The sequence below is a fragment of the Gilliamella sp. BG1 genome, assembly GCF_046635625.1.
Classification (GTDB): Bacteria; Pseudomonadota; Gammaproteobacteria; order Enterobacterales; family Orbaceae; genus Gilliamella; species Gilliamella bombi.
In genome coordinates this window covers 45683-59099 of the sequence record NZ_JBIDFG010000013.1, presented here as the reverse complement: position 1 = coordinate 59099, position 13417 = coordinate 45683, and the positions used below count along the sequence as shown (strand labels likewise).

Below are 13417 nucleotides of genomic sequence, written 5' to 3'. Positions count from 1 at the left end.
GCACACAGCACACAGCACACAGCACACAGCACACAGCACACAGCACACAGCACACAGCACACAGCACACAGCACACAGCACACAATTTGAACAACTAAAAAAAACAACTTTACATATCCGGCCGTTTTTTAAAGTTTTTATACCTTTTCTTTATTATCAAGCCTGTTTGTGCATAATATCACCCAATTCAAAGATTAAACGTTATATTTCCCAAGCAATTTGGGCATTATTTGGATTAGTGATATCGAATAATGCTATGTCAGCATTATCCGCTGTGACGGTAAAAAAGATCCATGGTACTTCCCCCTATTTAACCTTTGACGGCGGTGCGACTCATGCCGATTCAATTAGTCCCTTATTATCAGTAACATTGCCCGGAAACAAAATTATTACTGTATCAAATGATAGCTCAAGCATGGAAAATCCATTAGTGTTAGATAAACTTTCGGCCACTTTTGCAGATATTAAGACATTAGTACCTCATGGGAATTATCCAGAGGTATTGGCAGATAAAGTTATTGATGACAATGGTTATTGGAAGGATGATGATGGCGATACACTTCATCGTGTCAATTCAAGTAAATTAAAAATTAAATGGGAAAATATAGAAGGGCAAGATATTACTGATTATGTGAAGCACCATGCCAATAGCTTACTCAATGGGTGTGATGCACCTTATAAATTGACGTTAGAAGTTGGGGATATGAGTATTGAAACAGAATATGGCATACCATCTCAAGGAGGGCATTTTACGGGAGGAAGACATACCTATTTCATTTATCCGAAGGTGGATAAACCTAAGTTTTGTTACGCAAAACCAAATTTAGAGTTTGATTTTCACTCGGGTAAAATCCCTTATGATGGAGCGATTTCATCTATTAACGCAGGTAATGGTGAGTGGAATAAGCACAGGGGATTTTATGCTTATAATCCAGCGAATCCTGGGGCAAATTTTCCAACCACAGGCTCTCATAATTTATTTTTTTACTTGAGCGTTGCAGGAATGAAAGCACAAGAATTTATTAATACGAATGGTGATACAATTTCCAAAGGAGGCGTAACGCTCAAATTGCATAGGGAAAATAGTTCTCCTACTGGTTTAGTCAAAATTACCTTAACTGGCCCAAGTTTAGAAAATCCCGGGGCTTTTACACCTTCGACATTTTATTGGCGAGATGAAAGTAATCAACCATTATATAGTTTTAAGCTTGAGCGTTGGTATGTAGCTAAAAAAGGTGGTGGTGCTGGTGGGTATCAAAATGCAGTAGCATTTTGTAATAATTTTAATGGTGGTGGGTATCGGATAATAAAAGTACTTGATTTTACTAATGGAAGGGCTAGTAAAGTCAACTGGCAAATAGGTATAGTTGAACCGTTTTATCTGAGAAAAATTAGTTATAAAGCAAATGGTTATTGGATGGGGGGATTACTTAGTGAATGGGGTCGTATGACACAGCTTTACTATAAAGACAGTGATTGGGAATATTTTCGTGTTGGCGATCCTGCTTGGGGAGATTCTAGAGCCGCTTATTGGACTTCAGATGATCAAAATCGTTGGAGATATAACTATGTTGTAGAGGCCAATACTGGTGGTGTTGGTGATAGAGATCATTCGGATCAAGATTATAGAGTAGCCTGCGTTACACCTTAGTTTGCAGCTACCATCTAAAACACGTCTAATCATGGTTATTTAGGCAAGAAAAAACTAAATTTTTTGCCGAGATAGCCAATAAAATGTACATTGATGTAGACTAAGAACTAATGTGGTTGCTAATTAGTTTTTAAGCAATATGCCAGTAAATACTACTTTTCTTATTTAAAAAGTAAAATGTATAACAAATATTGAGCACACACTTTAATAGAAATTAACCTTAGATTTAAAATATTTATAAAAATAATTAACAATAAACTATATTGTTAAAAAGTGGGTTTTGTATCAAAAAATATTCTATAATTGTGAAAAAGCATTGATATTAAAAAGGTGGTAAATAAATGGAACAAAAAATTGGTTTTATTGGTTTAGGTAACATGGGGAATGCCATATTGCAAGGTATTTTGGGCAGTAATATTGTGCCGGGAACCCAAATTTATGTTTATGATCATCATCCAGAAAAAGGTCAAGTTCTTAATCAAACTTATTCAGTAAATAATCTTGATTCAGCGAGAGATGTTGCTCGAGAAGCCGATATAGTTTTTGTTGCGGTTAAGCCTAATGTGATTGTTGATGTACTTGTTGATATTCAAAAAGAATTAAAGAAAAATACCATCGTTATTTCAATTGCGGCAGGTGTTACCATTAAAACAATTGCCAAATGCGTGGGTTATGAGCAAAAAATTATACGAGTTATGCCTAACACACCAGCCCTTGTTAATGCCGCTATGTGTTCAATTACCCCTAATACCGAAATTACCGATGAAGAATTGTCTATTGTTCAACAATTGTTAAATTGTATTGGTGAAACGGAAGTTGTTCCTGAAGATTTAATTGACGCAGTTATTGGTGCAAGTGGATCTTCCCCCGCTTTTGTGTTTATGTTTATTGAAGCATTAGCTGATGGTGCGGTTAAAGGCGGATTATCAAGAAAACAAGCTTACAAGTTTGCTGCCCAAGCAGTTTTGGGATCGGCAAAACTACTATTAGATACAGGTAAACATCCAGGGGAGTTAAAAGATATGGTCTGCTCACCTGCGGGTACAACCATTGAGGGTGTGCAACTACTTGAAGCCAAAGGATTTAGGTCAGCAGTTATTGATGCAGTGGAAGCAACGATAAAAAAATCTCAAATGATGGCAAAAGATTAATGTTATAAAATTCATAATGTTATATCTTTAAATTAGCGTTATGAATTATTTTTACTGATATAATAGGTAATCTTTTAAAAAGATTGCTTGCATTAGTAAACTAATTATGAGTAAATAGAAACAAGCATACGACATGCGGATTTATTTTGTAACATTTCGATATATGTAGTTTGTAGTTTACTATAGCTTAGAGATTAGTTTTCTTTAGTATATTCTTCTTAGTGTTAATAAGTAATCTAGGTTTTATGTTTTTGAATATAGTCCTTTAAGGGCTAAAGTTAATTTATTTATAGGAAGATTATTATGTCTAAGAAAACTGGTCAAGTAAAATGGTTCAACGAAAGTAAAGGTTTTGGTTTCATTTCCCCCGCTGATGGTAGCAAAGATGTATTTGTACATTTCTCTGCAATTTCTGGCGATGGATTCAAAACATTAGGTGAAGGTCAACAAGTAGAATTTTCAATTCAAGACAGCCCTCGTGGTCCTTCTGCTGCTGATGTTATTGTAATCTAAGTCTTTTATTATCTTATCAGCATTTGCTGGTAAGATTTATATATTTCCATCCTAAAATTCTTCGCTACATCCTAGCTATTTTATAATATTCAAATTATTTTTTATAGATTATCAATGAAATGTAATAAAGGATAAAAATTAGTATTTTTATGGCGCCTTTAGGCATTTTTTCAGTAACTATGACTGATTTATCTGAAGTTTGTAAAAAGTTTTTATAAAATTGATACTTTACTCAAAACTAGCCCTGATGATTTAGCAATTAAATAACAAACTGACATAATCAAACAAAGCTTAGAATATAATAAACAATAAATTTCTGCACCACCAGTCGATAATCAAGAAGTGGACTGTAAACTAGTTATTGGTTCACATTGACATGTTGAAGCTTCACTCCCCCCTAAAAAAATAGGTATTTTATAAGGTGCCTTATTTGTTATTATGTCGAAAATCCCAAGGAGCTATTGGATGTTTATCTTTCCATAGTCCTTTTTTATTTTGTTTTGCTCTAGTCTCTAATTTTACCATCATTTTGTTATTAGCTACTCCTTTATAACGGTATGCCCAAGCATAACCTTTTTCGACCATTTTGGCATTGATATTAACTTTATTTAAAAAAATAGTACCTAAGGTTCTTTTATAGATATCTTTTTTGTTTTCTTTAACAAAAACATTTTTACCAGCAATGAGTGAAGCTAAATATTTCCGTGATACATTACCATAGGCTTGTTTACTTTCAGGCGCATCGATATCAAGCAAACGAACACGGATTTTTTGTTTTTTGATAGTTAAGATATCAACTGTATCGCCATCAATTACTTTGACAACTTTACCATTGAAATCAGCATAAACTAGTGTGTTTGATAAAAAAAATAAAATAATACAAATTAATAAAGGTTTTAAACGATTCATTATAAATAAAAAAGTATAAAAATTTGTAGCATTATACATGATTATTCATGCTATAACTAAATATGGATTTAATAAAAAAAGAGATGATGTCAACCTTACTTGTATTTAATAAGGCTGACAGAATGAGTAGCTTTAAATTAAAAAGCGTTGGTATCTTGGAATAGACCTACTTTTAAATCAGATGCTTGATAAATAAGCTTACCATCAACAAAAACTTCACCATCACCGATACCCATAATTAATTTGCGATTAATAACACGTTTGAAATGGATTTTATAGGTTACTTTTTTATTAGTTGGTAGCACTTGGCCAGTAAATTTTACCTCACCAACACCTAAAGCGCGGCCTTTCCCTTTACCACCAATCCAACCTAAATAAAATCCAACTAATTGCCACATAGCATCAAGTCCTAGGCAACCAGGCATAACTGGATCGTTTTTAAAATGACATTTAAAAAACCATAAATCGGGATTAATATCAAGTTCAGCTTCAACAAAACCTTTGCCAAAGTTGCCACCGTTTTCATTCATTTCGATAATACGATCCATCATTAACATTAAATCAGATGGTAATGGTGGTCCATCATGACCAAATAATTCATTATTGCCTGATTTAATCAGATCTGCTTTATCGTACGATGATTTACGTTCAAATGTCATAAAAAAACCTTTTATTTAATGTAAATTAAAACATGTTTTGAAAAATTGAAAGTTAGCTAACTCTCTTTTTCTATTTCGTAATTAATAAAATTTTGAACCAAAGTTTATTTGGTATTGTTACTTTTTGCAATATTTTTGCCATCTACTTAACCAACTATCTTGTTTTTTGTCCTGCAACAATACTGCTTGCATACGTGCATGAATCAATTGGTAAAGATTAATGCTATCTTTATCTTTATAAGGAATACCTGTTAGTAGGTAAAGCGCATCAGCAACATGTTCAACAGACCATATTGAAAACTTTCCTTGATCGATTGCTTCAATAACATCATCATTTAAACTTAAATGGCGTTGATTGGTGGCTGGTATGATCACTCCTTGTTGACCTGTTAAGCCTTGTTGTTTACAAACAGCAAAAAATCCTTCAATTTTTTCGTTCACTCCACCAATTGATTGGACATGACCAAATTGATCTACTGAACCAGTAACAGCCAATTGCTGATCAATAGGTTGCTGTGATAAAGCGCTAATGATTGCACAAAGCCCTGCAAGTGAAGCGCTGTCACCATCTATTTCACTGTAAGATTGTTCAAACACTAAAGAAGTTGAAAAAGGTAATTGATGATTGATAGCAAATTCAGACATAATAAATGCCTGCATTATCATCATTCCTTTTGAGTGAATATTACCAGCTAATTCTGTTTTGCGTTCTATATCAATTATCTCTCCATCACCAAAATGAATAAGACAACTTAGACGAGTGGGTTCACCAATCGCTTTTGGATATCCAGGGTATTCAATGACTGATAAGCCATTTATTTGACCAACAACTTGCTCTTTAGTATTAATCATTATTTGATTACTAAATATCTCCTCATGTAGCCTTTCTTGCAAATAATTTTCATGCCATGATTTTTGCTTTATAGCAGAAGTGATGGCTGATTCATCGATTACATTATTTTGCATAAAGTGTGTAGCATTAACTAATAGCGAATTAATCCAATCTACTGAAAGAGGGAGGTAATGTTGATCACCAGTATAGCGCGTTGCTTCTTTGTAAATTTTTGCAAAAGCTAAGGTATCAATATTGGGTAATTGTTGTTTGTTCGCAATAAAATTTAAATAATTAATCCATTGTTCGATTTGTTCTGGTGATTTGACCTGCAATTCATTTTCAAATTCAGTATAAATAGAAGTTGAATAAAATTCAGGTTCAAAATCTTGTAATTCTGCTAAACTTAATCTATCTCCAACTAAAATGATTCGTAAATCAAGTGGCATAGGAGGAATGGACAAAGGTAAAGGATGAGATTCGTCAGCTGAAACCCATTCAAACTCTTGCTTTATTACCATTTGTTTTAGTTTAGACCATAACAATGGTTGGCTAAGTAGTGAGCGAAGGCCTAAAATTAAAATGCCGCCATTAGCACGATGAACAAGTCCAGCTTGTAATTTTATAGGGCTATTTTCAGGTTGTCTAACACAACCAAATAGTTTTTCACTATCAACAGAAGATGCAAATAAACAATTGTCTTGAGCTGCAAAATTATCTTGTTTGCTCTTTGCATTGGCCAGCGTAATTTTACTTTCGCTAAAAAAATAACTATAGCCTAATGAAGGTGAATATAAATCAGATTTAATGGCTTGTCTTAGTAAATCAAAAAAAAGCTCGCTTTCAGGTGCTTTAAGCAACATAAAACGTGGGCTATAACATACTCTTTTGGGTGGGCATAACAGTGCTAAGGCTGAGGCCACACGTGGTTGCCACATGAGTAAATGTTCTGATTTTTCTGATGCTAATGATATTGAATTATTAGTTTTGTTTCTAAGTTCAGAAATATAGGATAAATCAGGCTGGATCTGTTTTGCGTTGAGTTGTTTAATTGCCAAAGTTTTTATCTTTTTGTTAACTTATTTCATTTTGAAATTATAACAAGTATCCGATGTATCGCCAACAGATTACCAAAATCTTTATGGTAGCAAATAAAAAATTTACAGAAAGATTTTTTAAAATCAGGTAAACTAAAACATAATTTATTGTTTATTCATCTTAATAATCACCATTAGCAACGACTTAATATGCTCAAAATCAAAAATACTTACTTCAAAGACTATCGTGCCTCACAAATTGTTAGTTGGGGGCATTGGTTTACGTTGTTTAATATTTTTGTTGTAATTTTACTAGGTAGTCAATATTTATTTATTGCAGATTGGCCTCGTACTTTTATGGGGCGATTTTATGCAATTATTAGTGCAATCGGACATTTCAGCTATTTGACCTTTATTGCTTATTTGATTCTGCTTTTTCCGTTAAGTTTTTTCATTCATTCATCTCGATGGCAAAGGATAATTGCAACGGTTTTTGCAACAGTAGGTCTTTCATTACTAATTATTGATATTGAAGTTTTTTCGCATTTTAGAATGCACCTTAATTTGTCTATTTGGCAATTATTTTCATCGCAAAAAGTCACTTATTTAAGTACGGTATTTATTGCTATTCCGTTTATTTTGTTGATTGAAATTTTATTTTCGGTATGGAGCTGGAAAAAATTACGTAGTTTAAGTAAACGTAAACGTTATGCAAAGCCCGTAGTAATTCTTTTTATTCTTTGTTTTGTTACCTCACATTTGATTCATATTTGGGCTGATGCTAATTTTTATCGACCAATTACTATGCAGCGTTCAAGCCTACCTCTTTCTTATCCTTTAACTGCTCGCCATTTTCTTGAGCGCTATGGCTTTATTAAAGAAAATGATTATCGTGATCGTGTTGCTCAAGAAGGGAATCCTTTTGCGATGGCAATTGAATATCCGTTGGGAAATATTGTTTATAATCAAAAGCCAATAAAAAATAATGTGTTAATGATTGTTATTGAAGGGTGGAATACTAATTTATTAACTCAACATATGCCGTGGTTAAATGAATTTTCTCAAGATAATATTTTCTTTGCTAATCATTATGGTGCAAGTAATCAGTCCTATTTAAATGACTTTTCATTGTTTTATGGATTAGATCCTAACTACTATAATAGTATCCTTGTTGGACATAAACCGTCTGTATTGCTTGATGTCGTTACAAAACAGCACTACAACTTAGGTCTATTTTCGGAAGATGGTTTTGCTGAGCCTTTATATCGTTCAGCTTTGTTATCTAATTTTTCAATACCACAACCTAAAAAACAATCTAATAAACAAATAACAGAAAACTGGAGGACTTGGCATGAAGAACAAAATAGCCTTGCTAATCATGCACCTTTGTTTTCTATAATCCAATATTCATTGGGTAATAAAAATAAAAAAATCACGATATCTGATCTTCAATCAGAAGCTAAAAGGCTAGATCAATACATTGAATCATTAATTGCCTATTTAAAATTATCTAATGCCTATGATGATACGATTATTGTTATTACTGGTTCGAATGATATTAAAATTGATGAGGTGAAAAAAGTAGCATCACGCAATACAAGTAGTGATTTTAAGAGAGAATCATTAAAAGTACCATTGATTATATCATGGCCGAATAAAGGAAGTGCTCAAATAACAGAAGCAACTTCGCAAACTGATATTATGCTTACATTAATGCAAGACGCATTTTATGTTACTACGCCACCTCAACAATACAGTCAAGGTAAAAACCTATTTACTCAAAAGCCTAGACAATGGCTAGTTGCTGGTGATGAAAATACTATAGCAGCACTTTATGATGATAAAACGGTTGTTTTAGATGCTTTTGGTCGTTCTAAAATTTATGATATTAATGGTAAATTGCAAAAAGAAGAAAAAATTAGCTTACCCATCTTTTTGCAAATCGTTACTGAAAATCGCCGTTTTATGGTTGTCGATAATTAATTTAGCTTTTGAGTAGAATTATAAAAAGGGGGGTGAAGATTACTTCACCTCTTTGCCCATTGCTTGTAAATCAGCATGATAAGATGAACGTACAAATGGTCCACAAGCTGCATGTGTGAATCCCATGTCTAATGCCGTTTGCTTTAATTCTTCAAATTCTTGTGGCGAAACATAACGTTCAACGGGTAAATGATATTTACTTGGTTGTAAATATTGACCAAGCGTCAACATAGTAACACCATGGCTGCGTAAATCTTTTAACACTTGAATTAATTCTTGATTTGTTTCGCCAAGTCCTACCATTAAGCCAGATTTTGTAGGAATTTCAGGATGTCGTTCTTTAAATGCTGCCAGTAATTTAAGTGATCCTTCATAGTTAGCACCAGGTCGAATCCTTTTATATAAGCGAGGTATATTTTCTAAATTATGATTAAATACATCGGGAGGATTATCACTTAAGACATCAATTGCTTCATCAATACAACCACGAAAATCAGGAGTTAATGTTTCAACCTTTATATTTGGATTTAATTCTCTGATTTCTCGAGTACAATTAGCAAAATGGCTAGCTCCACCATCTTTTAAATCATCCCTATCAACCGAGGTAATAACAACATAGCGTAATTTCATTTCTTGAATGGTTTGCGCTAGCTTAATGGGTTCTTTACTATCTGGTGGTAATGGTCTACCATGAGCTACATCACAAAATGGGCAACGGCGGGTACAAATATCACCTAAAATCATAAAAGTAGCCGTGCCATGATTAAAACATTCAGCTAAGTTAGGGCAAGATGCTTCTTCACAGACTGAATGTAATCCATGTTTGCGCATTGTGTTTTTAATATGTGCTATATTATCAGAGTGAGCAGATAATTTAATTCGCATCCAGTCAGGTTTTTTTAGCGGTGCGACATCTTCTAATGTTACAGTTGGAATTAAGCGCGTCTTTTCGGCATCACGATATTTCGAACTTCTGATTATTGTTTCATTATTTTGCATAATTGGTATCTTATCTTTGAGGTAACTGCTTAATAAAATTATTAGTTAATAGTTGTTTTATCTCTTTACGGTCAATTTGAGAGACATATTCTTTTAGTTGCGTCATTTGTAATCCAGCGTAGCCACAAGGGTTAATGTTATTAAAAGGGGAAAGATCCATATCAACATTGAATGCAAGTCCATGTAAAGTGCAGCCACGACTGATATGCAAACCAAGTGAACAAATTTTCTTTTCGTTAATATATACTCCTGGTGCATCAGACTTTGCATTAGCTATAATACCATAATGGAGCAATGTTTGAATGACACTATTTTCTAAATAACTAACTACATCTCGGATACCTATCTTAAGTCTTTTTAAATCAAATAAAATATACATGATTTGTTGACCTGGAGCATGGTAAGTAATTTGACCACCGCGATCGGTCTGAATAACAGGGATATTTGTCTGATTTAATAAATGTTCTGCTTTACCAACTTTACCTTGGGTAAATACCGGTTCATGCTCGACTAGCCAGATTTCATCAAGAGAATGCTCATTGCGTTGTTTGGTAAAGTCATGCATAGCTTGATAGGTATACACATATGGTTTAATTTTTAAGTCTTTGATTATGACATTATTAATGATCATAGTTTTTTCTGTTGTCTTCAAGTAATATTATCGAAATTTTTACAAGTATATAACAGATTTTGTAATAACTTGACAACTTGTAGTTATTCTAAGCATAGCTGTTAGGAATAATATTTAAATTTATTATTAAGTAAAATTTAGTTATTTATCAGATAAATACCATTTATTTTATTATTAGTATTGAAATAGTTGATTAATTTGATAGGAATTAACATTCTTTTCAAAGCGGCAGTTTGCTTTACTTTTTTTTTTTAAATGGCAGACTGATATTAATGAAGCTCCGTAATGCAGAGTTTAAGCTTTCTTTTATTACGTTTTTTAATGTAATTGAGAATAGCAAATAATGCATTTTTCTAAACAAAAAAAGAGGTTTTTATATGTCGGACATGCAAATGAATGATGTCGATCCCATTGAAACACAAGATTGGCTCAAAAGTGTTGAGTCTATTATTCGAGAAGAAGGAATCGAACGTGCACAGTATATTATTGAACAAATAGTTAATAAGGCGAGAGATGGGGGTGTTCCAGTACTTTTTGGATCTTCAACAAGTAATTATGTCAATACTATTCCAGTAGAAGAGCAACCTACTTATCCTGGCGATTGGGAAATAGAAAGACGTATTCGTTCAATTGTCCGTTGGAATGCAATTATGATGGTGTTACGAGCTTCAAAGAAAGATTTAGAGCTTGGTGGTCATATGGCATCGTTCCAATCTGCAGCTACTTTTTATGAAGTCTGTTTTAACCACTTTTTCCGTGCTCGTAATGAAAAAGATGGCGGTGATTTAATTTACTTCCAAGGGCACATCTCACCAGGTATTTACTCTCGAGCCTTTATTGAAGGACGTTTAACCGAAGAGCAATTAGATAATTTCCGTCAAGAAGTTCATGGTAAAGGTTTACCATCATACCCTCATCCTAAATTGCTTCCAGAATTTTGGCAATTTCCAACAGTATCGATGGGGCTTGGTCCTGTTAATGCCATTTATCAAGCACGTTTCTTAAAATATTTAGAAAATCGTGGGTTGAAAGATACTTCTGAACAAACTGTCTATGCTTTCTTAGGCGATGGTGAGATGGATGAACCAGAATCAAAAGGTGCAATTACCGTTGCAACACGAGAAAAACTAGATAATTTAGTTTTTGTTATCAACTGTAATTTACAACGTTTGGATGGTCCAGTAACGGGTAATGGCAAAATTATCAATGAACTAGAAGGTGTATTTGCTGGTGCTGGTTGGAACGTAATTAAAGTTCTTTGGGGTGACCGTTGGGATAAACTTCTCCAAAAAGATAAATCTGGTAAGTTAATTCGACTAATGAATGAAACACTTGATGGTGATTATCAAACATTAAAATCAAAAGACGGTGCTTATGTTCGCGAGCATTTCTTTGGTAAATACCCTGAAACTGCTGAATTAGTTAAAGATATGTCTGATGAAGAAATCTTTAGATTAAACCGTGGTGGTCAAGATCCTGCTAAAATGTTTGCAGCATTCCAACGAGCAAAAGAAACTAAAGATCGCCCAACTGTTATTCTTGCTCACACCATAAAAGGTTATGGTATGGGGGCTGCTGCTGAAGCAAAAAATATCGCTCACCAAGTGAAAAAAATGAATATGGATGGCGTGCGTCATGTTCGCGATTTCTTCAATATTCCAGTGACAGATGAAGCACTTGAAAAATTACCATACATCAAATTTGAGGAACACACGCCAGAATACAAATACATTCATGAGCGTCGTGAAGCGTTACATGGTTATGTACCATCTAGATTAACTCATTTTTCAGGAACAGTTTCAATTCCTCCATTAAGTGAATTTGCGTCATTACTTGAAGCTCAATCGAAAGAAATATCAACCACTATAGCATTTGTCCGTGCGCTTAATATTATGCTTAAGGATAAAGAACTTGCTCCACGTTTAGTACCTATTCTAGCTGATGAAGCACGTACTTTTGGTATGGAAGGTTTATTCCGTCAAATTGGTATTTATAATCCACACGGTCAACAATATACACCACAAGATAAAGAACAAGTGGCTTATTATCGTGAAGATGAGAAAGGTCAAATTCTTCAAGAAGGAATTAATGAATGTGGTGCAACGGCTTCTTGGATTGCTGCGGCCACTTCATATAGCACAAATGATTTTCCAATGATTCCATTCTACATTTACTATTCAATGTTTGGATTCCAACGTATTGGTGATCTAATGTGGGCAGCAGGTGATCAACAAGCACGTGGATTTATGATTGGTGGAACCTCTGGTCGAACAACGCTAAATGGTGAAGGTTTACAACACCAAGATGGTCACAGTCACATTCAAGCATTAACCATCCCTAACTGTATATCATATGATCCTGCTTATGCTTATGAAGTTGCGGTAATCATGCAAGACGGTTTACGTCGTATGTATGGTGAGCAAGAAAACGTTTACTACTACATTACAACTCTCAATGAAAACTACGCACAACCAGCAATGCCAGAAGGTGCAGAAGAGGGCATTCGACGAGGTATTTATAAACTAGATACCGTTGAGGGTCAAAAAGGCAAACCGACTGTTCAGTTACTAGGTTCAGGCTCTATTTTACGTCATGTTCGTGAAGCGGCTGAAATCTTAGCTAAAAATTATGGTATTAGCTCAGAAGTTTATAGCGTAACATCATTTACTGAACTGGCTCGTGATGGTCAAGATTGTGAACGATATAATATGTTGCATCCAAGTGAAACACCAAAAGTGCCTTATGTTGCACAAATTATGAATAACAATCCAGCGGTGGTTTCAACTGATTATATGAAATTGTTTGCTGAGCAAATTCGTGGATTTGTACCTGCTGAAAGTTATCGAGTACTCGGTACTGACGGTTTCGGTCGCAGTGATAGCCGTGAAAATTTACGTCATCACTTTGAAGTCGATGCATCTTATGTTGTGGTTGCAGCATTGGGTGAACTTGCTAAACGTGGCGATATTGAAGTTAGTGTTGTTGAAGATGCGATCAAAAAATTCGAAATCAATGCCGATAAACTTAATCCACGAATTGCATAAGAGGTTAT

10 protein-coding genes are annotated in these 13417 nt (G+C 34.0%); 5 read left to right on the top strand and 5 right to left on the bottom strand.

The annotated features are described in order from the left end of the window. The 3 genes from ACGH80_RS08455 to ACGH80_RS08445 all read left to right on the top strand — a co-directional run. The coding region (locus tag ACGH80_RS08455; protein ID WP_411630909.1) for a hypothetical protein at positions 1-1651 on the top strand (1651 nt) is incomplete at its 5' end. A gap of 341 nt (positions 1652-1992) precedes the next feature. Beyond that, a complete protein-coding gene (gene proC, locus ACGH80_RS08450; RefSeq protein ID WP_085165210.1) occupies positions 1993-2802 on the top strand; it encodes a pyrroline-5-carboxylate reductase in 810 nt (269 codons plus the stop codon). Between the two features lie 303 nt (positions 2803-3105). Beyond that, the gene (locus ACGH80_RS08445; RefSeq protein ID WP_085165212.1) at positions 3106-3315 is read left to right on the top strand and encodes a cold shock domain-containing protein; all 210 of its coding nucleotides are present in this window, start codon (positions 3106-3108) and stop codon (positions 3313-3315) included. A 426-nt stretch (positions 3316-3741) separates the two neighbouring features. Here the strand turns inward: ACGH80_RS08445 and ACGH80_RS08440 are convergent, their stop codons facing one another. From ACGH80_RS08440 to ACGH80_RS08430, 3 genes are all read right to left on the bottom strand, one after another. Beyond that, positions 3742-4263, bottom strand: coding sequence for a thermonuclease family protein (locus ACGH80_RS08440; protein WP_296300583.1), 522 nt, complete (start codon positions 4261-4263; stop codon positions 3742-3744). A gap of 98 nt (positions 4264-4361) precedes the next feature. Continuing rightward, entirely contained in the window at positions 4362-4883 is a 522-nt protein-coding gene (gene fabA / locus ACGH80_RS08435; RefSeq protein WP_034909831.1) for a bifunctional 3-hydroxydecanoyl-ACP dehydratase/trans-2-decenoyl-ACP isomerase, read from the bottom strand. 117 nt (positions 4884-5000) lie between these two features. After that, positions 5001-6773, bottom strand: a complete 1773-nt coding sequence (locus ACGH80_RS08430) for an AAA family ATPase (RefSeq protein WP_411630907.1) — start codon at positions 6771-6773, stop codon at positions 5001-5003. Positions 6774-6962: 189 nt separating this feature from the next. Between ACGH80_RS08430 and ACGH80_RS08425 the strand changes: the two genes are divergently transcribed. After that, positions 6963-8735, top strand: coding sequence for a DUF3413 domain-containing protein (locus tag ACGH80_RS08425; protein ID WP_085165214.1), 1773 nt, complete (start codon positions 6963-6965; stop codon positions 8733-8735). Between the two features lie 39 nt (positions 8736-8774). On the opposite strand, the gene lipA is transcribed toward ACGH80_RS08425, so the two are convergent. Then, on the bottom strand, positions 8775-9734 hold the full coding sequence (lipA, locus tag ACGH80_RS08420) for a lipoyl synthase (RefSeq protein WP_411630905.1): 960 nt from the start codon (positions 9732-9734) through the stop codon (positions 8775-8777). A gap of 10 nt (positions 9735-9744) precedes the next feature. Further along, entirely contained in the window at positions 9745-10365 is a 621-nt protein-coding gene (gene lipB / locus ACGH80_RS08415) for a lipoyl(octanoyl) transferase LipB (RefSeq protein WP_065589947.1), read from the bottom strand. Positions 10366-10742: 377 nt separating this feature from the next. Here lipB and aceE point away from each other — a divergent pair, with 377 nt between their 5' ends. Further along, on the top strand, positions 10743-13409 hold the full coding sequence (gene aceE / locus ACGH80_RS08410; protein WP_065589946.1) for a pyruvate dehydrogenase (acetyl-transferring), homodimeric type: 2667 nt from the start codon (positions 10743-10745) through the stop codon (positions 13407-13409). Positions 13410-13417: the final 8 nt, after the last annotated feature.